The following is a 26,741-nucleotide window of genomic DNA, read 5'->3' as shown; positions in this document are numbered from 1 at the left end:
TTTACAGGTATGGTTGCAGTTATCTGATGCAACCCGGTTGGCTATTTTTACCCAAACGGGCCAACAAATAGGGCTACCCGCCATCGCTGTCGAAAAAGACTGGTGGGTGGTGCATACACTGGCACTTGTATTTTCAATGGAATGTGCTCCTGCGCTTATCTTCAAAGGTGGTACGTCGTTGAGCAAAGGCTGGGGACTAATTCAACGCTTTTCGGAGGACATTGATTTAGCTATCGACCGAGCTTATTTAGGCTTTTCGGATGATTTGAATAGACAGCAAATCAAAAAGTTACGTAAAGCCTCCTATGCTTTTATGACGACAACATTCATTGATGAACTCACGGCTAAATTCAATGATGCTGGTTTTGCAGGCGTAACGGTAGGCTATCGTGATACTGGCCAGTCAGACCAAGATCCGATTATTATAGAGATTTATTACCCCAAGCTGACCGAACAGGACACTTACTTAAGACCTGGCGTGCTGGTAGAAGTCGGGTGTCGTTCACTGATAGAACCAACTACCAGCCGGACATTTGCCACCTTAGTGACTGAACAATTTAGAGGCCGCCCGTTTGCCGATGTACCGATTACGATACCGGTTGTAAACCCCGAACGAACATTTTTAGAAAAAATCTTTCTGTTGCACGAGGAGTTTCAAAAAGCACCAGAAAAAGTACGGGTTGACCGCTTAAGCCGACATCTCTATGATATCGAAAAGTTAAACCAATCCCCTTATGCCGATAGTGCCTTAAAAGATGCCGAGCTCTATCAGACTATAGTTGACCACCGCAGGCGTTTTACTGCCCTTGCCGACGTAGATTATGATAACCATACACCGGACAAACTGGCATTTGTTCCGCCTAGCCACATATTATCAGACTGGGAAACCGACTATAGACAAATGCAGGAAAATATGATTTACGGTGAAACACTTCCTTTTGTTGAGCTTATTGAACATTTATCAATACTACAAACGCGAATCAACGAAATTAAATGGTAACCAAATAGAAGCTCTGTAAGCCTCTCACTTTGAGCGTAATACGGCGTCGCTTGGATATGAAATTAGTATAATGATAGTTATCATATCATCAAAGGCATTTCATTCAATTATTCACTATTTTTGAGAATCTGCAAAGGGGCTTCGTACTTCCTTATTTTATGATTAGAAGCTATCGTTTTCCATGATTAGATATGCCTAATCTAAAGACAGAACCACAAAAACAGGTCCACCCATACACTGCCTTTTCCTTAAACAACATTTATGCAAAGCTTAATACTTGATTATGACGCTTTTATCCGCTCTATCAAAGTCAATTCCAACACTGCACATGCTTTATTATTAGGTGCTGGGGCTTCGGTAAGTTCAGGAATACAATCTGCAACGGATTGTATATGGGAGTGGAAGAAAGATATTTTTGTTACCAAGAATGCTCACAATGCAAGTCGTTTCACAAATCATAGAGATGAACAAGTACGCCAACATATCCAGCGTTGGCTAGATAATGAAGGCAACTTTCCCGAACTTAATCATGCAACGGAATACTCATTTTATGCCCAAAAAGCATATCCTATAGAGGGAGATCGCCAAAGCTATTTTGAAGGCATTATTGAAGGCAAGAAACCCGCTGTTGGTTATCAGATGATGTGTTTACTGGCACAAGCTGAAATTATCAGATCAGTATGGACAACTAATTTCGATAACCTGTCATATAAAGCGGCTATACAATTCAATATGGAAGCCAGTAAGATAAGTTTAGGTAATATATCTGAAATTTATCAGCCATATAAAAGAAACAACTTACTATGTATAGCACTTCATGGGGACTATAAGTATGGCCCTATGAAAAATACAGATGAAGAATTAGACACACAAGAAGAAGTATTTGTTGATATATTAGTAAGGTATTTAAACGATAAAAGCCTGATAGTTAGCGGTTACAGTGGGAGAGACATTTCTCTGATGGATGCACTAACTAAAGTTTATAGCAGTAAAGGGGCAGGTCGTTTGTATTGGTGTGGACGAGGAGCAGACAGAATAAATCCAAGAATCGAAAAGTTATTAGATACTGCTCGTGCTAATGGTAGAACTGCTTTTTATGTCCCGACCGATGGATTTGATGAGTTGATGATAGGTCTATCTAAAGCTTGTTTTGAAAGCAAACCTCCTTTTCAAAAACAGCTACAGGACATAATATCCTCACTTCCCGTTCAACACGAGAAATGCACTCCGTTCTCAATGAACGTTACTCACATCAACAGTGTGCTAAAAGGAAATTTATTTCCTATAAGATTCCCGAAAAGTGTTTTCCAGTTTGAATTCATTTACACCTCAGACGAAGAACCCTGGGAGCTAGTTAAAGAAGCTACTTCAGATCAATCTTTGGTTGCTGGATATTTTAATGGTAATGTGTACGCTTTTGGTTCACCTGATAAAATTCATGAAATATTCAAAGGTCGTATCAAAGGCGATATTCAAAGAAGCCCTTTATCTAAAAATGACATACATAACCCTACAATTTCAAACCTTCTAATCAGAGCTGTAACATTATCTATATCTCAAAAATTTCCTAGTCTTTCTAACAACAATAAAAACTTAGTATGGTCAAGTAAAGTTGAGAGTAGCCACGAATACAAAGGAATTAGATATACTACTCATCGTGGAATAAAATTTAAATTTATTGCAGACTCAAGCTATAACTATCTATCATGTAAACCCGAACTATATATACCAAAATATAATGATGATCCTATACCAATAGATATTAAAAGAGATCTTAAAAACAGCTTTTTTAAGAAGCTATATAATGGCCAATATGAAACCTTCATCGATAATTTCAGAAAACTATTATTTAAAGACAATGAAAGCCTAAATTTCGATTTTCCTGCTGACTCTGAAAACGGTTTTAAATTTACAATTAGACCATCACCTGGGTTCGCTAAAATAATGCAAGCTGGTGCAAAATCAGGTGAGAGAATATCAGAGAAATTTCCTCAAAAATTATTTGTACATGAGGGAATACAGTACTTAGAACCAAATTTAATTTTTTCCTCACTTTCAGGAAACGAGGTTAATCACTTTCATCCAATGAAGGGCCTATTGAATAATAGACCTTATGATTTTCCAATATCTGGTAGTGCTTTATCAGAAGATATATTTATTGGAGTAGTATGCCCACAAGAGTACTCTAGTAGATTCTATAATTTTTTGAACTTACAAAATCAGGTTGTTACCACCACTTACAATGGGAAAAGACATAATGCTGATTATTTGATTGATTTTCCAAGCTTCCATACCGCATATGGCATTGGGATAAATATTCCTCACGTTTCCGAATCACGTTGGGTTGACTGCCCAATCTCTCCTCCATCGACAGACATGATGAAAGGGGCGGTTGAATTAGCGAACATTTTGAGTCAACGAATTCAGCGTGCTTCAGATGAAGGAGCTAATGTAGTAACCGTATTCATACCTAAAGTTTGGGAGCATTATAAGAGTTACGATAGTGTCAATGAATTTTTTGATTTACATGATTACCTAAAGGCATTTGCTGCTGAACATCAAATAGCTACACAGCTTATTGAGGAAAAGACACTATCAGACCCTCTCAGAGGTCAAATAACCTGGTGGTTGTCGCTTTCGTTTTACGTAAAAGCTCTTAAAACGCCTTGGATACTAGCCAATACAGATACACAGACAGCTTATGCCGGAATTGGTTACAGCGTGAATAAACACCGGAATCAGGGCAAGGTGATTCTAGGCTGTAGTCATATTTACAACCCACAGGGGCAAGGACTTAAGTATAAGTTATCGAAAGTTAATGAGCCAATATGGGACGCCAAGCATAAGAACCCGTATTTACCTTTTGACGATGCTTTTAAGTTTGGGCTATCGACGGCAGGTATGTGTCGTGATAATTTCACGCAAGAAGTAAAACGTGTTGTTGTACACAAGCGTACTCATTTCACAGAAGAAGAGATAAAGGGTATTGTTAGCGGATTAGCTAAAGGAGGAATCCATGAAGTCGATCTAGTTGAAATAAATATTGAAGACAATATAAGGTATACTCGAAATAAACTCGATGCAGGAATGCCACAAGCAGATAAATTCCCTATAAATAGGGGAACTTGTATTTTGCTAACTAGCAGAAAAGCTCTGCTCTATACGCATGGTGTAGTACCATCAATCCAAAATCCAAAATTTCAGTACTATTTAGGTGGTAATGGAATACCTGCTCCAATAACTATACGAAAGCATTATGGCGAAAGTAATATCAGTACAATAGCCAATGAAATATTGGGACTCACAAAGGTAAATTGGAATAGTATGGACCTATACTCGATTTTGCCAGCGACTATAAATTCATCAAATAAGATAGCACAAATTGGTTCACTATTAGGAAGATTTGAAAGAGCCTACGACTATAGGTATTTTATTTAATTAAAGTGAGCAATTGTAAATTTATTATTACATAGAAAGTGAGTGCATTAATAATCTCATTTCAGGAATTTCCTTATAGATTTCTTTTAGGTTTGCATTCATAAATATAAATTAATGTTCTTCCACTCATGAAATGCCTTGCCCTTACAATTGGTAATAGTAATTACAATATAAATGATCAGGTATTAAATTTTGCCGCAAAAGATGCCCAGGATATGGCCAATAAATTCAGGTCCCTACAATTCGATGTAGATGCTGGATTGGATAAAAATTGCGAGGAGATCCATGATTTGATCGAAGAATTTACTCACAAACTAAAAGAGGAGGACTATAAAGCAGGTATATTTTATTATGCAGGGCATGGAGTCGAATTTAAGGGAGAGAATTATTTGACCGGTATTGATAACGATGTAAATCAAGAATATGATGTCACTCGTAACGCATATACTATAAGAAAATTGCTAGAAAAAATGGAGGAGTCTGGCACCATTTTTAATATACTGATTCTTGATTGTTGCCGAAGCGGAAAATTTACAAGGGGTGTTACTGATACAAACGATTACAACTTAGCCTCAATTAAAGCACCTCAGGGAACATTTATAGCCTTTGCAACATCCCCTGGTCAAACTTCGAAAGAAAACCTAACTCAAAAAAATGGGTATTTTACATTTTGGGTTTTAAACCAACTTGATAAAGAGAATATTACCATCGAAAAATTGTTTAGGGAGGTACGAAACTCAGTTTATTCTGATACTAGAGGTAATCAACTCACCTGGGATCATTCTTCATTAACTGATGACTTTATTTTTAATTATGGGCAACAGCTTTATAAGTTAGATTTAACCTATACCGTGGATGCAATAAAGGATATTAACTATAAACCCGATGAATCAATAGATATAGGAAAAATTATAAAAGGCTTGAAAACACACGTTTACGATACCCAAAACTATGCAATAAGACGTATAGATTCTAATCTTGGAAAAGGAAGTTCTGACAGTGACCTTTTTGTTTTAGGCAGGTCTATTTTGGCTGCTGCTGATGACGACAGCTTTGACGCAAATAAATTACTAAAACAGGTTGGATATTCATTTTATTCATGGCTTAATGATTTTACTATAAACGGTCAGAACCATGTTCTAAATGGAATGCTTTATGAAGTATATTTTAATCGTAATAATGAATTTAGAACAGGCTCTATAAAAAAGAAGCAATTAAATCAACTTTTAAGGATGGAGAGTGATATTACTTTTAAAACATCATTTGAATTTATTGCTAATGAATTAAGGGCGCATGCAACTAAAATATATTATACTCCAGGTGCAGGGAATGTAATATTAAATATTAAGTTCAATAAGATTAATTCCGAACACGAAACTCGGTTTGAAATTTTAAGTATTCATTTCAAAAGTAAATCTATTTATTTGAGACAGGAATCTAAGAAACAACTTGAATCATATACTTATAGTGAATTCAAGGATATGCTTTCAAAAAAATTATATATACCTGTACATAAACTTAGACTTGAACATGCTGAATCAACCACTGTCCTTCCTGTTGTATATATAAAATCAACAAGGTTTATATTAGAATATCCAACTGATGACAATTAATTAATTGTCGGATGTTTTTAAAAGCAAATTATTGAACTGTGGTTTAGTATGTAGTGGTTGCAATTTCCTTTTTATTGAAGGAGTCCTATACTACTGAAGTCTTCCCATCAAATCAAAAATTTCCTAAGAAAGTTGAACTATAAGATTCGTTTAATATAAGCTATTGTCTTTAAAATTAGACTTGGCTTGCTAGGCGGGGTCATTATGGGGCTCCCCAAATGTTGGCTCTTACGCACTTTATGTGGTTCAGCACCGATAAAGCACTCGTTGGCGTAATAGGTCCAGTTTTCGGGGAGCACTATACATTTCCCTGCTAGAAATCTGTTTTAGTGATCTATCTATTCAACTTATCGACTGTTTGAAATGACTCCACTTTACCCTATTTGATTAGCTGCCGAGAGATAAGGGGATAGTTTTCTCTTTTGTCATGCTGTTAGTCTCTAGCAAGTCAAAAAGCTCTTCGTAACAAAGCCATAACGGACGTTATGCGCTTGATTCAACTAAACATCTCTTCACTCGACAGGGTAGAGAAGTTAAGCCCAAACTGAATTTCCTGAATTTTACATATCATTTACGCTCGTTATAGCCTTGTAATAGATACCGTCCTCATGCTGTTAAGAAAGCCAGTTTTAACAAGACTTCTAGCCGACTGCCGGTTCTTAATCGGTGTTAAGAATATAAAGGGCTGATGAAGGCTTTTGCTGTTACAATCCATTAATCACTCGTCTTACTTACGTATATACTATATAAGTTCGGAGTATCCATTGTATAGATTATATATGGTGTGGCTTTTTGTTGAATATGGCAAATACGGTTTTACACATATATATGATTTTAAGAAAATATATTATTCGGTACAGATATAATTTGCTTTTTCTAAGAGAAATGCCCTGTTTACAACCTCGTTAGCGGGTGGTCCAAACTTGCTGGCGTCTATCCACCAACATCCATTTAGCTGTGTCCAAAGAGAAAAGCCGTATCGTTACTCTAAACGAGTCCAAGTATCAGTTAAACGTTGCTCCTTCACTACAGACCAGTGTCCTGCGCGCCCTGACCGGTACGACGCCAACCGATACCGAAGTTGACAACCTGCCATTACCTACGGCACCTTGGTGGCTAAGGGCTAGTGTGAGACTTTTCAAGTGGTATCGTAAACGGGTGTCTCCTCATTTGGGTCAGCGATGCGTTTATGAACCGACTTGTTCCCGCTACGCTGAGCTGGCCCTTCGTAAGCATGGATTCAGCAAAGGACTGTCATCATCATTTAAGCGCCTACACCGATGCCGCCCCGGCGCGGGAGGTGTCGATCTACCATAACCGTTTAACTTTCTTGTTTGCTATGGAATACCTTATTGAACCTATTGGGGCGCAGTTCGCCAATAAAGACCTACCACTTCTCGCAGGTCGTTTTACTCAGCGGTCAGCCGACGGTTACAGACTCCATTCTGTCTTTCAGGTATCGCAGCCGGGCGGATGTCTGGGCGGAAGGCCGACCAGTACTTATCTGGCGATTTACGAACGGCCGATTAAGTAAGAAATTCTTAATAACAAGGTTATAAGACCAAAAAAATACTTTTTTAATATCTTACACCATTTACTGAACTTAATTTTTCATGGGTTGGCGATTTAGAAAGAGTATAAAGATTATCCCCGGCGTTCGTCTTAACTTTAGTACTCGGGGCGTTAGTACTTCAATTGGTATAAGAGGAGCGGGCATTAAAATCTCTAACCAAGGCACTTTAATTTACGGTAGTATTCCCGGAACCGGACTTTCGTACCGGGAAACTATTAGTCGCAACCCGTCTTCATTTCCTGCTACGCCAGAGGAACTGCCTGGAGTATATTTAATAGAGCCAGCCGATAATATCCTTAGTCTGGAAGTCCAGCACATTACTAGTCAGAATATGCAGGGTGTAAAGGATTTGATCCTCGATACTCACCAGCAACGGAAAGAACTAGCCTTAAATCTGCGTCAACTCAAGGGGACTATGTTTGTCTCGAAACTCAAGCTATATTCTAGCTATTTATTTTTGGTCGGTCTTTTCAAAAAGAACATACCGGCAGCTATTCAAGAGGATATTCTAGCCCAGAAGCAAACCCTGGATGCTTTACGTGACCAGTTGGTAAACTCATTCGTACGCTTGGAAATTGACTTTGACAGTACGATCAAGCCTAAGTTTGAGCGGATGGTCAATGGCTATAATAACCTGATTAAGTCTAAGAAAATATGGGATGTAACCGGGGCCTATCGGGAAGATCGGGTTAAAACGCGTTCGGCAGCCTCAACCAGCCTTAAAAGAAGGGAAGTGCGTATTGGCTTCAAAAGTCTGCCTGATATTAAAGCGGATCAGGAACCATTTTATTTTCATAACGCCAATGGAGCCGATCTCTATTTATACCCGAACTTCTTAATTGCCTACAGCAGTCGTACGCATTTTGCTGTCATTGGTTACGATGAGCTAACCTTTCGTTTTTCAACGTCTCGGTTTATCGAGACAGGAAATGTCCCCGGTGACAGTAAGGTAGTTGGGCAGGCTTGGTACAAATCAAACAAAAACGGGAGTCGGGATAAACGATTTAAAGGAAATTATCAAATTCCTATTGCTCAGTATGGAGAAATCGAGTTGCTTACCAAAAACGGTCTACACGAGGGTTACCAGTTTAGCCACCATGAAGCTTGTCAAGAATTTGGTCTGGCTTTTCAGGAATACCAGAAGACTATTGTCAATTTAAAGGTATTAGACTTAGAAAGTTAATGAGCTTTATAAGCTCATTAACTGGCTATAACTAATTAATTATTAGTACTGACTCTTGCAAGCTTAATGAAGTTAACCCGTAGCCAGGTAAATACCCTAGGAAATGGTAGAGTCAACTGGAGTGGATGAAGCCCTGTCGCCTATTATTGGCAAATATCTCGAAGCCCAAAGAAATAAGTTATTACAGGAGGGTAACTGGCAACAAATCACACTGACCCGTCAATGGGCAAAACAAGCTCCAAACGAAGCTGGAGTATATGTCATTAAAGAAGGGGATAATCTGATTTACGTGGGCGAAACGGGCAACTTGCGCGGTCGTATGGGCGATTTGCTCGATAGCCGCAATCACTGTGTACGAAGGACACTAGGCGAGCGGCTTTTTAATGTTCGAGATGGCTTTCATAAAGCAACCGCAAGCTTGAAGTTTCCACTCGACATTGAAACCTTGCTTAATACGCACATCAGCAATCATCTATCCATCGCTTATCTGACGGTTCCGCTTGGTCGTAAAGAGTTAGAGGAACTCATTGACAAGGAGCTTGACGTTCGTTTTAGGCTCAATAAGCGAGGGAAGCGGAAAGGAAAAATAAAAGATTAATACCTAATAAAAAGTACGTTTAACAGCCTCTCTTAGCTGCATATTCACCGACAAGACTGGCTTTAATATTGACAAAGTGAGCCGCCACGAATTCAGTCCATTTTTTAATTATACCCTTAGTTGAACTTCTATCTTAGAATATTGTCAATGGGCAAATCTGAAGGCATATGGATAACGTTTAAATAAATTTCTGACTAATTTTAGGCCAACCGATTATCATTCTATCCATCAATGAGTAAACAGCTACCCCTGCTTCTGCAAAGTATTGCTTTAGGAGCCCTGGCCGGTATCCAACAACAGGCTACGGCAAATACAGAGTCCATATTGCATGAAGTCTCTCCTCAGAAAGAAAAGCTTGATTTTAAGAAACTAAAAAGTTCCTTAAAAAAACCCAGTTTTATTCTAAGAGCAATAGACCCGAACTCGGGTTCATTTGAGGGCAATTATCACACATCTCACCGCTCACATTCATCCCATCGCTCCCATTCATCCCATTACTCAGGATACAGCAGCGGTAGCTCTTACTTATCAAGTTCACCCAGTGGGACTAGTCAGTCAAGTTCATCAGGGAGTTACCGCGCACCAACCATGCCTTCAACTAGCTCAGGTTCGCCAGTAAAGACTAGTTATTTCTCAACGGCGTCACCAGTTTCGAATCAGAAACTGGCTACTTCTCCTCCAGTGGTAGTCCAACCGGCTAATACCAGCCCTTGGACAAAAGTAGTGACGTCGAGCGGCCAATTGGGTAGTCGGATGCTTTATCTGGGGCTGAAAGGTAAGGACGTTTATGAGCTCAAAAACCGATTAATTAAAAAGGGATACTACGTTAGAGCGAGTAATGTGTCGATGACAGATGTTTTCGACGAAGAAACTCGTACGGCTGTTGGAAAATTACAGCAGGCCAATCAACTACCACTGGATTATATTGTCGATCAAAAAGTGGTGCCTTATTTAGACGATGAGACCGCGCCACCTCTCCCAACTTCGCTATTAGGTACCAGAATCTTGCAGTGGGGCTTATCTGGAGCCGATGTTGTCGAACTGAAAACGAAGCTAATTCAAAAAGGTTATCTAAAAGCTGATTCAACTCAAACCGTTACTGATCGATTTGATGAAGCCACCGAAAAGGCAGTCAAAGCTTTACAACAGGCGAATGGTTTGGACGTGACCGGAAAGGTTACGGAGGCTGTTATTCGCTTGTTGATATAAGCATGAATGCCACTGCGTATCAACGAAAAGGGGGTAGTAGCTGAACTTTGTCAAAGTAGATTTTGAATAAACGAGATAGAAACCCCTTTTTTAACCAGACGAATGAGTATAATTTAAAATGGTTGAATGTGCTGGCTGGGTTTCTTTAGATTCCAGGTAAATAAACCCCCACACTCCTCAAGGCGGGCACAGCGTGTACACTCTGGCAAAAAGCTATTCTTCCAGTCAGAAATTGATTTGCGAGCGTATTTCCAAAGAGGTTCTGGCATGATACATAACTGTGTATTATAAATGGAAACATTCATACCACGTACCGCCAGAAATTCAACGGCTTCACCCAATTCATCCATATAGTCATATGGGTCGATCCATAATTTATCAATGTTATGGGGCGTATAACCAACGTACTCCAATCCCATAAAGGTGACGTGTTCGGCAAAAGGCAGATTTTTATAAATATATTTGGCCAACTTGACCAAACGAGGAATCGATAATTTATGTAGGACAACCCTAATCTCAATTCGCTGATTGTACCGCGCTAGATTATGTAAGCCTAGAATGGTTTGATTGAACGCATTAGGAGCCTGAACGATATGGTCATGCTCCTGATAGTAATCCGAATAAACTGGGATACCTAGCATGACCCGGGAATAGTTCATCCGAGCCAGACGCTCAGCGACGTGATTCCAGGCAAACGTTCGGCCATTCGTTAAAATGTGAATCTCCGTTTGAGGCAGATGCTCTTGAAGTTGTTCGAGAAGCGTAAAGAAGTGGTTCCCCATAAGCGTAGGCTCTCCACCCGAAATACCCAGTTCATCACAGTCTTTCGGAATTAACGGAATTAACTTTTGGTGTACGTCAAAAAGCCGATTAATGTCATCTTTGTCTTTAGGTGGCTGTGAACACATCAAGCAATTACTATTGCAGCGTTCAGTGGCCAGTAGCGTATTGTGGGGCGAATTAACGCGGTACAGTGTGTTAATATTTCCATCCTGACTGACTGACACGATATCTCCTTCCGCCAGGTGATCCAGAGTAGGCACTCGGTAGATAACTGACTGGGTATAGCTATCATCGACAGATGCCTGTTTAGTCAGCATGCCCAGGTATGGCCCGGGTACTGTTCGTACTGGTTCCTGATCAACTAATAGGAACGATAACTCATCCAGTTTATCTGGGTTCCGGGTCACCCGACCCACTAAATCTGCTTCAAAGTTTAGGGGTATTCCTCTGGTTCGTAGTAGCATAGCTATTTAGTGGCGGGGCCTTATCCAGCTTTCGAAAATAGACTTAACCGTTGGCTCTTTCTCCATTAGTTCGATTAGATACCGTATAATTTCCATATTTTTCTGGCAGAAGGTACTGGTTGGCCGATAACCCCATACATCACCCTGAGTAGCATGGTTATGAATCGGATCAGCCCCACAGTAACTTTGAAACGCACACTCCGAGCACCCCGGTAAGTTCTCATTGGACCATACTTGAGCCAATTGCTCTGTTTTCTTACCGTAAAATATCTCCTCGTAGGAATGCGTATCCAAATGACCTAGCCGAAAGGTGAAGTCATTCATTTCGGCCAGCATCCGGCTTTCATCACTGGCATATACAGCCCCATCATAATTGAATACGATCGCATTGGTAATGGCACCGGCAGGGGAGCTCAGATCCACATAGCCAACGGGAAATGGCGTTAATACCTTTCTTAGAATAATGGTCGCATAGTCCTCAGAGAAAAAGTGACCTTGTACATTGTACTCAATGATTCGATCTAACGCCTTTTTGTAGAAATGGAGAAACTGATCGGTTTCATAACTGTTTTTTCGTTCGTTACGAACCGCAAACCCATAGGGTGAAATTGGTCTTAAAAAGATACTCCTGAATCCTTGGTTAAAATACTCATCAACGATTTCTTCCGGATAGCCGAGCGACAGGTTGGTTGTTGTCATCAAAGCGGATACGCGATCCTTTCCCAGGATAGATCGGGCCAATTCAATACCCTGAATCGTTAACTCATAGCTGTTTCGGCCTGGTCTTTTTCGATTCTGATTATGCAAAGTAGATGGACCATCGAGTGAGGTAGAAATCAGGATCTCATTAGCCAGACAGTATTCCAGCATCTCCCGGGTAACTACGGCCAAATTCGTACAGATCACATACGTGACTTGCTTCCCATGCTCTAGGGCCAGTACTTTTGTCCGTTCGACAGCATACACAATATTGTCAAATGCCAATAAAGCCTCGCCCCCCTGGAACTCCATCGTTACATGGGGATTAGGCGACTGCATCATCATATCAATACCTCGGTCTATATAGCGATAGGCCATATCGTATTTCTCCTTGTCCTGAGTGACCCTAGAAACCTGACAATAATGGCAGGTGTGTTCACAGCGGAGTGAAATGACAAAAATATGCAGTGCGGTAAACTGATCTAAGAAGGACTTCTTTGTCCGGTACCGAGTAGCTAGTACATCAATTAATGGAGAGATTGGCTCCTCAGAAATAAAGAAGCCACTCAGTAGATCAGCGTATAACGTATGATGCGTAGTTTTCGAAATTCGTCTTCGAACAATCTGCTCGTAGGTGCCAGTAGGTATTATTAAGTAATCTCCTACTTCATTCACGATGATTTCCTGATCCTCATTGAGCCTATGGAACCGAAAAGGAAGGAGAAAGTATTGGTCGCCGGACTGTTGGTCATAAACATCCGCTTCTTTAAACTTTCGGCTGGTTTTGGCTTCTCTCTCCTTAATCATTAGCCATTTGATTTACAGCGAAGCCTACCGGATCAGATAATTCACCGGGAGGGTCCTCATCAAATTCGCCATTTGAAAAAGCTTTGGCGATCAAAAGGTCACGTACGTTTTTAGTTTCCCGAGTAACTATATCACGCAAATTGAAATCAATCAAATCACGCTCTAGTTTTTGTAGGTAAAGCTCCATTTCGGTTGCGGCCATTTCCTGACCGGCAAGCAGTCTTAATCGAATGAGATAAGTAGCTTCATCCAGAAGAGAAACAGATGTATGAAATCGGTTGCCATACCAGTATAGGCATTTAAAAACAGCTTCCTTCGAATACAAAGCAGTATCTGCGAAGACAGTTATACTGTCACCTTCAGTGTAATTATTCCTCATAAATCAATTAAGATCAACTAGCTATAGCTCGATGAGCGGTGAGATGAGTGGGAGCGGTGAGAGCTATGGGAACTATGAGATGAGTGTGATCGGTGCTGAGCAATCAACTGACTTTCATCTGGGTTGCCGAAGTTCAATTTAAGAACAGCCATTGGCTTTATCTTGCTCTGAGTGGCAATTTGGCTTATTGCTGGTTCAAATGTCTGCTGTTGAGTATCTGTGATTCGCTCATCTGTACCGGCAATCGCGGCAATGGCTGCACCAATAATAGTGGCAGTTTTCTTCGCTAAAGTAGAGAAGTTGTTTTTCATAGTGTGGTTAGTAGGTAAATAAGAGTGATAATCCCTTAAAGCTAATTAAATGATAATAAATAGAGAACTATTCATATTCGTATTTATTTGACGGTATATAACTTCGGCTCTAGCTTGCCAACTTTTGGCAGACGTTACATAGTAATCAAAAGATAACTGTGCTTGTACTATGAATTCGTCCAATTAAAGGCTTGTGAATAATATTAAATGTACTAAATAAATAGCTGTATTTCAGTATGTTGAATACGATATAAGGGCTTTGGTAAAATCGTTCACGAAAACGCTTGGCCAAATGAACGATTTTCCTGACTTACTGAAACAGTCTGACCTTGGTTCTGAAAGCTTGAAATCGTTCACGAAAAGGTCGCCTTTCCTGAACGCCTACTAGGAAAAATACAAATCTTGAAAAGGGCAGGAGAGGATAAGCTTATTTCTACTCTAGCGGTAAAGTACTATTTTTGGGACAGATTTAGATTGACTATTCGCTCGAAGTTAGCCACTCTATTCACCAGTTGACGGACGTTTGTATAAGGGCCAATACACCGTCTCGCATTTAGAGCGATTCCTATGAACAAAACAAGCCCTGTCAACTAAAAATTATTCTATTTCTCATAAATCGCCATGTAAGCCGTTCTCCGCTCCATGACCGATACCATTCGATGCACCAATTTGTTGCGAATAGCATTGTAAACGCTCATCTTTCGCTTTCCAGCCGCTACTTTCCGCTCAAAATAATCCCTCAATTCACCTTTTGCCTTGACAGCGGCTAAGGCCGCCATATGCAACAGATGTTTCAATTTGGTATTTGCCATCCGACTGACCTTAGTTCGGCCTCTTACTGATGAACCTGACTCATAAGCGAAAGGCGCCACACCAGCATAACTGGCTAGCTTTTTTGCGTCCGTAAACCGGGTGAAATTGCTGGTGAAGATGAGCATAAACAAGGCTGTTTGTCGACCCACTCCCGGTATGCTCATGAGTAAATCCATGTTCGATTTCAACTCAGGGGAGGCCTTTATGTGACCTTCAATTTGTGCCTCTACCAGCTTGATCTGTTTCTGTAAGGCAACTAAGGCTACCTCACTAGTCTGCTGATGGAGCTTCAGTTCCGCTAAAAGGCCCATTGCTTGGTAATCCTGACTTAAATCCGTGAAGGCCTTAGCCATCTCCATCAACCGTTCCCGTTGCTGGGCAAGCTGGCGAACAGTAGCTAACACTTTGTCAGTCAACTTAAAGAGCCTCTGATCACGCTGATGGCGGATACAGTATTTAGCAATCAAACGGGCATCAGCCTTATCGGTTTTACCCCGCGTTAAACCCAATGAGTGTTTAATATGGACTGCTGATTGCAGCCATAAATTAGCGCCGATAGGATAAAAGAAGTTGATCATTGGCTGGCAATAGATCCCCGTGTGCTCCATACAGAACAGCGTTGTTTCCAGTTCGAAGTCGGGTAGCTTATTGAGTTGTTTGAGCAAGGCTTCCATCCCCGCTTTGGTGTTGGGTATAGACAGTTCAAGTTTCCGGTTTTCCAGTGCATCGAAGACACAAACTGCATTCGTTTTCTTGCCAATATCAATACCAATGAAGTAGTTGTAAGTAGTCATGGTTTAGCGGATTTACGTTACAGACTATTAGTAAGCAGAATGGCGAACGAAACTGTGATAGTAGGCCTGGTGCCTCAATTCCTATGAGTTCCCTATTCTGCACTCAAAGGGTAGCGGGGTCTGTATCGCATCGATAGGTCTATACCTAGTTTTATGATTAGCTCGCCCCGCTACCTATTGAAAGGTCTTGATTTTTAGCGACAAAGGCCAGCCATGAATCTGGGTTTTGTCTCAGCAGCGAACCTAACAGTTTTTGTGAGACTGTTGGGTATAACCTAACAAAAAGGTGGCTAGACTCTACAGGCAACTTTCCGACATATGTCTAAAAGGTAAATGATTATGTTTATCACAGGAAGAATGGGCTGAAATAATCACAACAATTCAACAGTAGGTATTATATCGATAGCTTTCATCTAACTGGCCAGAAAAATTAGTTATGAGCGACAATTCTTGCACTACTTAATTGAACGGTTTTTCTGGCCGCAATAAAGCCAGTTTTTGACAATCTTCCCGCCACCTTGAAACCGTTCAAATATTTTCGGCCAATACACCATTTTTTCGTTCGCTCACAACAGAATGTAATCAATTCTCCTCGCTGAGGGATTTATTTTTCTTCACCTTAGCTCCATTTAGACTACCAAATTTATAGCTGAATGTGGCTCGAACACTGGAATTATATATATACTGCCGATAATCCTGTTCAAACTGGGCCGACGTCAGAATAGAGGTAAATCGCATGCCTTGGGTCAGGAAGTTCTCCGCCACGATACCGACGCTACCCCGCTTATTGGTGAAACTTTTCCGGGCTCCCAGCGAATACTGGGCGAAGCCAATTCGATACCCCTGCAGGGCAATGTCTTTACCCCGGTAACCAATATTGGCCTGTACCACCCACCCTTTATCGAATTGCACCTGAGTATCCATGCGCCCACCCCAACGAAAGCCCTGATTGCTGATCATGGCCGACAGACCATTTACATCCAGGGCCAGCCCTTGAATAAAGCGGTACATAATATCCAGGTTGGCATTTATGCTCCACTTAGAGGTCAGATTTATTGTAGCAAACAAATTCGTTCCATAATTGTATTCTTTACCCAGGTTGGTTACCCTGGTTACGACCGCACCCACTAACGTATCCGAACGCTGGCTAATTGATTGAATATCATCGGTATTCAGCCGGGTGTAGAGCGAAAAATTCAGGTATGTTTTCTTTAATTGCGTGCTGTAGCCGATTTCAATCCGGTCAACGGTTTCAGGCTTTAAATACGGGTTACCCACACGGATATTGAGTGGATTGGCTGTATTGAAATTGGGATTCAGATCGTCTATGAACGGTCGGCGGATACGGCGGGTATACCCAAATTTAAGGCTGCTGCTCTCTCCCACCTTTTTGCCCACATTGATGCTGGGCAATAAGCGTCCATAATCGGGAATTGATATGGGTGTTGGCCCACCCACAGAGGTCCCTCCAGTCTGGGTCCCTCCAGTCTGGGCCTGAATACTGGTGTATTCATAACGTAATCCCGGCTTCAGGACGACCCCACCGGGTAAGGTAAACGTGGTAGATAGGTACGCAGCGGAGATGTTCTGATCGTAATTGAGCAAACCCGACGGGCGGCTGGGATCGACATTAAAGTCGGTTGTCGGGCCTGCCAGCAGGTAATTGTAGTCACTGGTTACCCGACGAAGCGTGTTTTTGGCCCCAAACTCCAGCTGAAGCATTTTACTGACAGGGGTTTGGTAATCAGCCTGAAGAATAAATTCCTGGTTAGTGGCATCGTTCAGGTTTTGTTGCCGAGTACTGATGAGCCCCAGCGTATCCAGGTTGCTGGCCTCGAAGTTATTAGTCAAATTACTCCGGCTATACTGGGTTGAAAAGCTTAATTCTTTCGAAGACCCCTCGTAGGTATACAGGTAGTCAATGTTGACGTCAATTGAATTAGATAGATTCTGCGTGTTGACATCCCGTTTAAACGGCGCAGCGATGCGTTCACTGGAGAACGTATTCGTGAGTTGATGTTGATCCTGACTTAAATTTCGAACACCCAGCCTTACCCCCGCCGTTAAGGATTGATTTTTCGCCAGATCATAATCCAATCCTAAAGCATACTGGGCAAAGGTACCTTTGTCGAAGGCGTCGATTCGTTGATGAGTTTGAACCGGTGTTGCCCCTGTTGCCAGAAATGTCGTTTGATCCAAGTCGGACGCGGATGGATTGTAAATGAGTCGACCATTGCCATTGAGGTTAAGGCCCAGTTTCCCTTTGCGGAAACTGCCATTTAATCCCAGCGTTGAATTGCGGTTACCCGTTCCACCGTCAACGTCAAGGTGTAGTCCCTGAAGGGTGTTCTTTTTGGTGATAATATTAATAATCCCCCCGCTTCCTTCGGCATCGTACTTGGCGGATGGAGAGGTTATGACCTCCACTGTTTTAATCAAATCCGCCGGTATCTGCCGCAGCGCATCGGCCAGATTATGGGCCAGAATGGAGGAGGGTTTATTGTTGATCAAAACCCGCACGCTGGTGCTACCTTGCAAGGAGACGTTACCCGTCGGATCGACCGAAAGCATCGGCACTTTTCTTAAAATGTCAAGGGCATCCCCCCCTTTAGCCGCTACATCATTTTCGGCATTATAGATTAGTCGGTCCACTTTGTCTTCCACCAGCGCTTTTTTCCCCGCTACCGTTACCTCACCCAGTGTGCGCGTATTGGAACTGAGTCGAACAACTCCTATGTCTTTGACTTGGCCTTTGGTCAAAACGATATTGTCTACAGACTTCGCATTGTAACCCAAGAACGAAATGAGCAGTCTGTATGAGCCAGGGGCAATATGGGTGAGCGAAAACTTCCCTTTCGCATCAGCCACAGCTCCATCTACAAGTTTACCGCTTGTCGTTTCATATAAGGCTACGTTCGCAAATTCAACCACCCTGGTCAAGGTAGAGTCGATGACATATCCCAAAATTTTTGCGTTGCCTTTTATCGACGTTTCGCTGATTGGAGTGGTCGATAGTTGGCTTGATTGAGCTGGAACCGTCGGAGGGGGCGTATCAACAGGATTTTGAGCGAACGTAACAGTGATCGTCAGTAAAAATAAAAAAACGGTGATTCTAAGCCACATAAGTTGATAGTAAAAAATTGACTGTTGACTGACCGGGCAAAATTGCCTCTGGTTCTTGATGAATTGAAAAGAAACGTGGCTAATGCCTTTTATAAATGGGGGAATGGCTTTAACGGCTCATTGAATACAATGCCCTGGACCGCTTGTTTGGATCTACTCGGAGGATTTCCGGTAGGTATTCGCCGTTGATACATTGTATTGTTGCCTCTCTAAATAGTGTCGTATGGCCACTAACAGCGACGGTTCATCCTCAATCAGCAAAATTTTCATACTTCATTCATCTGGATTACATGCCAAAGTACAGCGGCAATTCTGGTTACATTTTGAAGCTGTGATTAGCTGATGCCTCAACGCTCCGGCGACCCGGCGGGTGCATCAACTCCAGATTATCCCCAGGTTTGCCCCTTTACTTTACTCATCCTTAGTTATTCTGCGCGACATTACTCAGGTCAACCACACCTTTTTTGCTCGCTACACGTACTGATAAGTTAAGAGATGCTATGCATGTTAAACCTATGAAGCAAAGTCGGAGATTCGGTTATTCGTTACCATCCTGCTGGGTACTGGTCAGTTGGTTGTTGCTGCTTCCACTAGCGGTATCCGTTGGGCAGCCCCTGAATACCAATGCCCGACAAACATTTTTAGATAGCCTTCCAACGCGTCCCGCTACGTTTCGCTGGGTGACTCCGGCAGTACTCCTATCGACGGGATTAGCTTTATCACCCGACTATCCGAACAGTCATTTTGACCGCTTTTATGTCCGAAGTGAACTTCAGGATAAAATCCATTTTCGCACCCAGGTCGATAATTACCTACAGTATGGACCAATGATTGGCTGGGCCGGGTTGAGTTTGGCGGGCGTAAAAGGTAGGTCGCAACCCCTCGACAGGGCCGGTATTGCGCTGGTGGCTCACGGCATTATGACCGTAGTCGTGCTGGGTCTGAAACAGGTCACCCATGAACTTCGCCCCGATTTATCCGACTCCTATTCATTCCCATCAGGCCATACAGCCCTGGCTTTTACGGGAGCGGGTTTGCTGGATCGGGAATTTGGCGGGGTTAGTCCCTGGATTCCCATCGGAGGGTACGCGATGGCTACATCGACTGGAATACTGCGAATGACAAATGATAAACATTGGATATCGGACGTATTGGTTGGGGCGGGGATTGGCCTGCTCTCGACCGAAGTAGCCTACCAGGTCTATCCGTGGTTGAAACGGAAACTAGTTCGGCGAAAATCAACGATGCATTAACAATCTATCGACTCGTTGGTAATGCAAAATATACTGTTATTAGCCTTACTTCTCTACTCTGTTAAGGTAAGGGCACAGGAATCCAGACCAGATTCTGTTCGCCCTAGACGAGCTCAGTTTATTCCGTTACCCGTCGTATACTATACCCCCGAGACCCATCTAGGTTGTGGTCTGTTAGGCGTTTACCTATTCCGAACGGATAGTGCTGCCCGAACGTCTAATGTGGATTTAGCTCTCATTCATACACTCAACGGGCAAACGGTTATCGAACCAACCTACACCATTTTCACGCATCACGAGCATTACCTGATTCGGGGCATGATGCTCTATACGCAGTTCCCGGAATTTTATTACGGGCTTGGCAATGAAACTGCCGACAGTCAGAAGGAACTGATTTCCTATAAAAGCTTTCGGGCTTACAACCGGTTTCTGAGGCAGGTTAAGACCGGTTTGTTTATCGGTCTGCAACAACAGTATGTCAAAACGTTTGATGTCAACCGTTCGTCAGAAACGCCGTTTCCGATGAATACGCTGATTGGCGGGTTAGGCAGCGTGGTCAATGGAATGGGCGTGGCAGCTGTGCTGGATACGCGGGATAATATTTATTCGCCCGTTCGGGGCTGGTACGCTGATGTATCCAGTATGCTATATGGTCGCGTCCTGGGAAGTCAGTTTGCCTTTACCAACTACACAATAGACGTTCGGCGGTACAAATTACTATCTCCTACTACCGTTCTGGCGGTGCAGGGCTTTGCCAACCTGAATGTTGGTGAAGTTCCGTTTAAACTGGCCGCTACGTTGGGTGGGCCTTTTGTACTACGCGGCTATTACAACGGACGTTACCGCGATAACCACGCGCTGGTCTTTCAAGCTGAAGTGCGACAACAACTCATCGGACGTCTGGGTGGTGTTGTGTTTGCGTCGGCGGGAAACGTCGCGAATGTACTAAGTGAGTTTTCACCTACGGAGTGGAAAGTGGCGGGGGGGGGCGGACTCCGCTTCCTGATCAGCCGGAAAGAACACCTGAATTTGCGATTCGATGTGGCAGTGGGCCAGCAAACCCATGGCATTTATGTCAATATATCGGAAGCTTTTTAACTATGTTGACACGAAATCTCCCCCTGAATACGCTGACGCTCATCGCTGTTTTCGTCCTGTTTACAGGCCGTGTTCTGGCGCAGTATCCGGTGATAAACAATAATCCAACCGCTCGGTCTTTATTGACCGCGGGTTTGGACCAAGTCTATGATGATCAATTTACAGCCGCTGAAGCCACCTTCGCCCAACTGGAGAAACTGGCACCCGGTCATCCGGCAGTCGATTTATTACGGGGTGTTAGTTTATACTATCAGTGGTACCCGGCCCGCACGGATGCCAAGCTGAAGCAGCGCTGTACGCAGCAGTTGGACGTAACGGCAAAAAAAGCCGACGACTGGCAGAAAGCACAGAAGAAAAGCAAAGGCTTCGACCTGCCCGAAGCAATGTTTCTGTATTTCACGGCGGAGGCTATGCTGGCTAAAATTAGTCATTTCGAGCACGAATCTTTAGCAGCTATTCGGCATGCCAAAAATGCGTATCCATATATTCAGAAAGGCAAGACGTTCCAGCAGCAGTACCCAGACTTTTACCTCTCGACAGGTCTTTATAATTTCTACCGCGACGTGTATCCTGAAATTCACCCGTTTTATAAAACCGTTGCCTGGGTGATGACGGCCGGGGATAAAAAACTGGGTATGAATCAACTCCAGATCGCGACCCAAAAAGCGCTCCTAGTACGAACCGAAGCCATTCTCTACCTGACGCATTTACTGACCGATTACGAAAACAAACCTGCCGATGCGTTACCCTACTTGGCTCAATTGGTTATTACCTATCCCAACAATCCGTACTGGCGCTACAAGTATGCAGAATCCCTTCTAAACGCCCATCAAGTAGCGGCCATTCCCCAGGAAATTAATCACTTAATGGCTTCTTCGGAGGTAGTCTATCATCAGATGGGAACGCTGCTAAAGGCTCGGTACGCGCTGGAAAAAGGGCAGCGATCAGTCGCCCAAAACCTGGCCGATGAAGTGGTTCGCAGTTCGGTGCGGGATGAATCCGTGCGGGCCTATGCCTATCTGGTTCTGGCCCGAATCGCCGGCCTTCAGGGCCATGAAAAACAAGCCAGACACTACTATAAACAAATGCTGGAGTTTGCGGAGTACCCGGTATTACGTAATGAGGCTCCCTAATCCAGCAGCCTTAAATTAAACGTTTAACAACCCAATCAACCAAGTATGATTCCTATGAAAGCATTCTGGATTTCTGCTGTATGCCTGTCTCTAACGGGCTCACTCTTCGCCCAATCGGCGGATTATCACCTCATCAAGAAAACGATCATCGGGGGCGAAGGGGGGTGGGATTATCTGATGGCCGATGCGGATGGCGGTCGGCTCTACGTCTCCCACGGGACACAGGTGGAAGTGCTCGACCTGAAAAGCCACGAGAAACTGGGGGTTATTATGCCGACACCGGGTGTTCACGGTATTGCCGTTGTACCCGGCACCAATGTCGGCTACACAACCAATGGCCGACCTAATACGGCAACGATGTTTGACACGAAGACGCTCAAAGCCACCAAAGAAATCCCAACGGGCAAAAAACCTGACGCGATCATGTACGACGCTTTCTCCAAGCGGGTCTTCATCTTCAACAATGAAGGCAACAGCGCGACGGTTCTCGATGCCGCTACGGGCAACGTATTTGGCACAGTCGAGTTGGGTGGCGCGCCTGAAGCTGCCGTTACCGATGATCACGGAACGATTTTCGTGAACCTGGAAGACAAAAATGAGGTAGCCGTTTTCGACGCCAGGTCACTGGTGGTCAAACATCACTGGAAATTAGGCAAGGGCGAAGAACCCACCGGACTGGCTTTTGACAAACCGCATCATCAATTGTTCAGCACCTGCAATAAGGTCATGGTGGTGCTGGACTCACAAACGGGCAAGGTGCTGGCGGAAGTAACGACCGGTAGCGGAACCGATGGTGCCGTATTTGACACGTCAACAGGCTCGGCTATCAGCTCCAACGGAGAAGGCACGCTAACGGTCGTGAAGGAAATCAAACCGGGCCAATTTGAGGTCGTTCAAACCGTGCTGACCACACGGGGTGCCCGCACGATTACCATCGACCCTAAAAGCCACCACATTTTTATCACAACGGCTGAATTTGGGCCAGCCCCAGCCGCCACGACAGAAAATCCCAAACCCCGACCTGCCGTAAAGCCCGGTACGTTCATGGTACTGGAATATGCTGCCAAGTGACCGTATGGCTGGTTAGCTTGTAGTAGACCATTGATTCCCATTGGCTTATTCACAAACTAACCAGCCAATCCCTTGGGGTTATTGATCAATTGTTAATCACAACGTAGCCATTGGTAGTCTTGGATCAACGGGATAAGGCTCAATCCGAACAACGCGGCACGCTGCCTGTAATGGATGCAGTGGGTTAAGTAACACATTGTTTGATGGCGATAAAGGAACTGCCACTGATGGCAAATCTAAACCTAACGTACTGTTTTGTCGAACTTGCGCGTCGGTAAATTATGGCAATCCTATTGGCGTTACATAGGGATCATTCCAGTTAACGGGCAATACCTGAGCTGCCAGCCACGTAATGGCCCCGTTTGGAATTTCGATTTCGCAGAGAATCAGGGGAGGTAAATCGGACAGGGACTTTCGCTCCAGATGAACCGCAGCGGCGGCCCGGCATGTATTCCAGAAAGCACAGTTCAGGCGGGGTGGCCGTATATACCATGGGTCTCCCGCGAAGATTCCAGCGCCCACCCCGCAACTGGGCGCTAATACCGTCTAAAAGGGTATCACGATGGTTGTCGGTTTGAATTCGGTATAGGGTCGTTGGCATTAGCTTAAAAACACCATATTCGATACGTCCCAGGATGTCTTCAACCAGTCGAACTCCTATCGATCCTCCAGCAGTATCGGTTCAGCAAACACGGCATTCTTCCGGAGCGGGTGAACTGGATGGCTACACTCCATCAAAATTTGCGCCTGAGTGATTCCGACGTCCAAATCCTCCTGACAGACGTCATGGAATAGATGAACATTCTGATTTCGATCGATGCCAACCACCACCTGACGGATGTATTCGATTGAATGGTTTATGTGTTATTACGTTTCACGGAAACGGTACAGCAGTTGCCTGATTTTAAGTAGAGTGCTCATCAGTCAATCTGTTTGCGTGATCTGTAGCTTCAGATTCTCATCAGTTTTAGGCCTTAGCTTGCCGGGCGAAAGCCCGTAGCCACCATGGTTGTGAAATCAAAAAGGGAATGATTTATGAAACGCTACTTTGTACGTCAGTCGATTGGTTTTTGTTTAGTGGTCTTGGTGTCCGGCAGTTTAGGCATCCACGCCTGCAAATCCGGCAGTTCGGACCCCGTGACGAATCCCGTCACCAGTACGTTACCCATAAAACCATTATCAAATGGTCTGACGTTTTTTGCGATGGGCGACTGGGGCGTATTGGGATTATTACACCAGCAGCAGGTTGCGGGTCAACTGGAGACTTACGCGGCTGGACTGACGCCCTCGTTTCTGGTGATGGCCGGGGATAATTTTTACCAGATTGGTGTTAGCAGTGTTACGGACCCGCAGTGGAAACTTTCCTTCGAGAACATCTATACCGGAACCCATCTACCGTCCTCGTTCTACGTAGCCCTGGGCAATCACGACTACCAGCAGAGCGTACAGGCTCAACTCGATTACGGGCGTCAACATCCACGCTGGATTATGCCTTCCCGTTACTACTCCCAGCGAATTACTATCAACAACCAGAGTGCCCTGCGGCTCATTGTCATTGACACCAATCCCTTTTTGGAAGAATATCGGCAAAACACGGCAACGTTCCCCGACATTTTGCAGGACACGGGTAAGCAAGTGCGCTGGATTGACAGTGTATTGGCTAATACAACGGAACCCTGGAAGATAGTAGTGGGGCATCATCCGCTTTATTCCGTAGGAGCCGATCACGGGAATCAGACTGAACTGTTGCAACAGTTGGGGCCACTGTTTCAGAAATATGGCGTTCACTTGTATTTGTGTGGCCACTCACACACGCTACAGCATTTGCCGCCTGTCGGTCAAACGGATTTTGTTATTTCCGGAGGTGGTGGCGCACCGCTTGGCCCTATTGCTGACTCGACCAAAGCGCAATTTGCGCGATCAAGTGGCGGTTTTTCCGTGTTTTCAATGAATGCAGACAGCTTGCGAATGGGATTTGTTGATACCAATGGTAAGCTCCTATATAGTTGGCAACGCGCCCGGACCCGGTAGTAGTACGTTACCCTGATAACTTGTTTAACCATGTGGTGGATATATGCATTACTCTCGGCCTTATTTGCCGCACTGACGGCCATCCTGGCGAAAGTCGGTATTAAAGGGGTCAATACTGACCTGGCAACAGCCATTAGAACGGTTGTCATTTTGTTTGTGGCCTGGGGACTGGTATTCTGGCGAGGTGGTATTGATACATTACCTACGCTCAGTCGCCAGAACTGGCTGTTTTTGGTCTTATCAGGTGTAGCTACCGGGCTCTCGTGGATTTTCTATTTTAAAGCGCTGCAACTGGGTAAGGTTTCGCAGGTAGCCCCCGTTGATAAGCTCAGCGTAGCCATCGTTATAATTCTATCAGTTGTTTTTCTGGGCGAAGTATTAACCTGGAAAGCAGCAATTGGGGCAATCTTAATAATTGGCGGCACGCTGGTGTTGATTCTGTGAGTTAGCTTGATTAACCAGCAACTTCAAAGTTTCTTCAGAATGCCATTGTTAGTTTGTCCTCCTTATCCTAGCTCTAGGGTGAGCGCTCGCCAAATGACGACAAACCAACTACAATATCATATTCACCATCGCTTTGGCCGATTAGCGACCCGCTACCCAGGGCTAGTTCACTGGCTGGCCGATCGGTTGTCGACCGAACATTTTCGAGGTTTACCCCTGACGGTACTTTCCGTATTGCTGATCATCAACGTGATGGTACTCTCCGAAATAGCCGAAAATCTGGTTAATGCCGAGCCGATGGTCCAGATAGATCAGGGGTTTACGCACTGGCTTTTTCAGGAGCGGAGCAAATCGATCAGCCAACTACTCTATGCCCTTACCTGGCTGGGATCAGCTTACGTCACCATAGGCCTGACACTACTTGGATCACTGGTATTGTACCGTCAAAAAAAAGGACGCAACATGCTAATCTTATGGATTTTAATGGCAGGTGTCGGGCTGTTTATTCAGGTTGGTAAACGTACATTCATTCGGAAGCGTCCTGCTCAGGTTGCTTATTATGCAGAAACGGGCTATTCCTTTCCCAGTGGTCATTCGGCTACGGCCATGACACTTTATGGATTGCTGGGTTACTGGCTGGTTCGGGGACGTCGCCGTCTTCGGAACCGGTGGCTGGTAGGCTGTTGTACAGTTGGGTTAATTTTGGTGGTTGGGTTTAGCCGAATTTATTTAGGCGTTCATTTTTTGAGTGATGTGCTGGGCGGCTATCTACTAGGTACTTGCTGGCTAATTGTGGGAATTGTGCTTACCGAATGGCAGCGAACAATTCACGCACCAAACGTTGCCTAGCAATTCAGCAAACAAAGCAGACTCGCTTAAGTGGGGCACGCTTAGATAAGGATTGTATAACAAAGACGTTATGCC

22 protein-coding genes are annotated in these 26,741 nt (G+C 43.8%); 15 read left to right on the top strand and 7 right to left on the bottom strand.

Translation table 11 applies throughout. From position 1 onward, the window contains the following. Positions 1-37 precede the first annotated feature (37 nt). The 8 genes from CWM47_RS28300 to CWM47_RS28265 all read left to right on the top strand — a co-directional run bounded on the left by CWM47_RS28300 (position 38) and on the right by CWM47_RS28265 (position 10,614). Complete coding sequence (locus CWM47_RS28300) at positions 38-1,000, top strand: nucleotidyl transferase AbiEii/AbiGii toxin family protein (protein ID WP_240625503.1); 963 nt, start codon at positions 38-40, stop codon at positions 998-1,000. A gap of 261 nt (positions 1,001-1,261) precedes the next feature. Further along, the gene (locus CWM47_RS28295) at positions 1,262-4,438 is read left to right on the top strand and encodes an SIR2 family protein (RefSeq protein WP_100991967.1); all 3,177 of its coding nucleotides are present in this window, start codon (positions 1,262-1,264) and stop codon (positions 4,436-4,438) included. Positions 4,439-4,566: 128 nt separating this feature from the next. Continuing rightward, positions 4,567-6,051, top strand: coding sequence for a caspase family protein (locus CWM47_RS28290; protein ID WP_100991966.1), 1,485 nt, complete (start codon positions 4,567-4,569; stop codon positions 6,049-6,051). A 912-nt stretch (positions 6,052-6,963) separates the two neighbouring features. Next, positions 6,964-7,368, top strand: coding sequence for a membrane protein insertion efficiency factor YidD (gene yidD, locus CWM47_RS40385; RefSeq protein ID WP_394341953.1), 405 nt, complete (start codon positions 6,964-6,966; stop codon positions 7,366-7,368). Positions 7,369-7,390: 22 nt separating this feature from the next. Beyond that, the gene (locus CWM47_RS40380; protein ID WP_100991965.1) at positions 7,391-7,585 is read left to right on the top strand and encodes a hypothetical protein; all 195 of its coding nucleotides are present in this window, start codon (positions 7,391-7,393) and stop codon (positions 7,583-7,585) included. Positions 7,586-7,664: 79 nt separating this feature from the next. Next, entirely contained in the window at positions 7,665-8,807 is a 1,143-nt protein-coding gene (locus CWM47_RS28275) for a DUF4236 domain-containing protein (RefSeq protein ID WP_100991964.1), read from the top strand. Positions 8,808-8,910: 103 nt separating this feature from the next. Further along, a complete protein-coding gene (locus CWM47_RS28270; RefSeq protein WP_100991963.1) occupies positions 8,911-9,405 on the top strand; it encodes a GIY-YIG nuclease family protein in 495 nt (164 codons plus the stop codon). A 231-nt stretch (positions 9,406-9,636) separates the two neighbouring features. Next, a complete protein-coding gene (locus tag CWM47_RS28265; RefSeq protein ID WP_100991962.1) occupies positions 9,637-10,614 on the top strand; it encodes a peptidoglycan-binding domain-containing protein in 978 nt (325 codons plus the stop codon). A gap of 113 nt (positions 10,615-10,727) precedes the next feature. Here the strand turns inward: CWM47_RS28265 and hxsC are convergent, their stop codons facing one another. The 6 genes from hxsC to CWM47_RS28235 form a co-directional block, all read right to left on the bottom strand. Beyond that, positions 10,728-11,861 carry a His-Xaa-Ser system radical SAM maturase HxsC gene (gene hxsC / locus CWM47_RS28260; RefSeq protein WP_100991961.1) on the bottom strand — a complete coding sequence of 378 codons (1,134 nt, stop codon included), beginning with the start codon at positions 11,859-11,861 and terminating at the stop codon, positions 10,728-10,730. A gap of 6 nt (positions 11,862-11,867) precedes the next feature. Then, the gene (gene hxsB / locus CWM47_RS28255) at positions 11,868-13,367 is read right to left on the bottom strand and encodes a His-Xaa-Ser system radical SAM maturase HxsB (RefSeq protein WP_100991960.1); all 1,500 of its coding nucleotides are present in this window, start codon (positions 13,365-13,367) and stop codon (positions 11,868-11,870) included. Further along, a complete protein-coding gene (gene hxsD, locus CWM47_RS28250) occupies positions 13,360-13,746 on the bottom strand; it encodes a His-Xaa-Ser system protein HxsD (RefSeq protein WP_170069458.1) in 387 nt (128 codons plus the stop codon). The genes hxsB and hxsD overlap by 8 nt, the downstream gene beginning before the upstream one ends. Before the next feature lie 17 nt (positions 13,747-13,763). Beyond that, positions 13,764-14,057, bottom strand: coding sequence for a hypothetical protein (locus CWM47_RS38970; protein ID WP_206170550.1), 294 nt, complete (start codon positions 14,055-14,057; stop codon positions 13,764-13,766). Between the two features lie 602 nt (positions 14,058-14,659). Next, positions 14,660-15,664: an IS110 family RNA-guided transposase gene (locus CWM47_RS28240; protein ID WP_100991959.1), complete on the bottom strand. Its 1,005-nt coding sequence runs from the start codon at positions 15,662-15,664 to the stop codon at positions 14,660-14,662. A gap of 582 nt (positions 15,665-16,246) precedes the next feature. Further along, entirely contained in the window at positions 16,247-18,787 is a 2,541-nt protein-coding gene (locus CWM47_RS28235; RefSeq protein ID WP_100991958.1) for a TonB-dependent receptor domain-containing protein, read from the bottom strand. Positions 18,788-19,302: 515 nt separating this feature from the next. Here CWM47_RS28235 and CWM47_RS28225 point away from each other — a divergent pair. The 4 genes from CWM47_RS28225 to CWM47_RS28210 are packed head-to-tail and all read left to right on the top strand — an operon-like array spanning position 19,303 to position 23,342. Further along, on the top strand, positions 19,303-20,040 hold the full coding sequence (locus CWM47_RS28225; RefSeq protein ID WP_100991957.1) for a phosphatase PAP2 family protein: 738 nt from the start codon (positions 19,303-19,305) through the stop codon (positions 20,038-20,040). A 21-nt stretch (positions 20,041-20,061) separates the two neighbouring features. Beyond that, positions 20,062-21,138 carry a BamA/TamA family outer membrane protein gene (locus tag CWM47_RS28220; RefSeq protein WP_100991956.1) on the top strand — a complete coding sequence of 359 codons (1,077 nt, stop codon included), beginning with the start codon at positions 20,062-20,064 and terminating at the stop codon, positions 21,136-21,138. A 2-nt stretch (positions 21,139-21,140) separates the two neighbouring features. After that, positions 21,141-22,271: a hypothetical protein gene (locus CWM47_RS28215; RefSeq protein WP_240625501.1), complete on the top strand. Its 1,131-nt coding sequence runs from the start codon at positions 21,141-21,143 to the stop codon at positions 22,269-22,271. 54 nt (positions 22,272-22,325) lie between these two features. After that, complete coding sequence (locus CWM47_RS28210) at positions 22,326-23,342, top strand: YncE family protein (protein ID WP_100994086.1); 1,017 nt, start codon at positions 22,326-22,328, stop codon at positions 23,340-23,342. A 319-nt stretch (positions 23,343-23,661) separates the two neighbouring features. Here CWM47_RS28210 and CWM47_RS39410 read toward each other — a convergent pair whose 3' ends face one another. Next, positions 23,662-23,943: an RES family NAD+ phosphorylase gene (locus CWM47_RS39410; RefSeq protein WP_240625500.1), complete on the bottom strand. Its 282-nt coding sequence runs from the start codon at positions 23,941-23,943 to the stop codon at positions 23,662-23,664. 434 nt (positions 23,944-24,377) lie between these two features. Here CWM47_RS39410 and CWM47_RS28200 point away from each other — a divergent pair, with 434 nt between their 5' ends. The 3 genes from CWM47_RS28200 to CWM47_RS28190 all read left to right on the top strand — a co-directional run bounded on the left by CWM47_RS28200 (position 24,378) and on the right by CWM47_RS28190 (position 26,666). Further along, the gene (locus CWM47_RS28200) at positions 24,378-25,373 is read left to right on the top strand and encodes a metallophosphoesterase (RefSeq protein WP_100991955.1); all 996 of its coding nucleotides are present in this window, start codon (positions 24,378-24,380) and stop codon (positions 25,371-25,373) included. A gap of 30 nt (positions 25,374-25,403) precedes the next feature. Further along, positions 25,404-25,817, top strand: coding sequence for an EamA family transporter (locus CWM47_RS28195; protein ID WP_100991954.1), 414 nt, complete (start codon positions 25,404-25,406; stop codon positions 25,815-25,817). A gap of 78 nt (positions 25,818-25,895) precedes the next feature. After that, positions 25,896-26,666 carry a phosphatase PAP2 family protein gene (locus tag CWM47_RS28190; protein WP_240625499.1) on the top strand — a complete coding sequence of 257 codons (771 nt, stop codon included), beginning with the start codon at positions 25,896-25,898 and terminating at the stop codon, positions 26,664-26,666. Positions 26,667-26,741 lie beyond the last annotated feature (75 nt).

Source organism: Spirosoma pollinicola, assembly GCF_002831565.1.
Lineage (GTDB): Bacteria > Bacteroidota > Bacteroidia > Cytophagales > Spirosomataceae > Spirosoma > Spirosoma pollinicola.
This window is presented reverse-complemented; position numbering and strand designations above follow the sequence as displayed.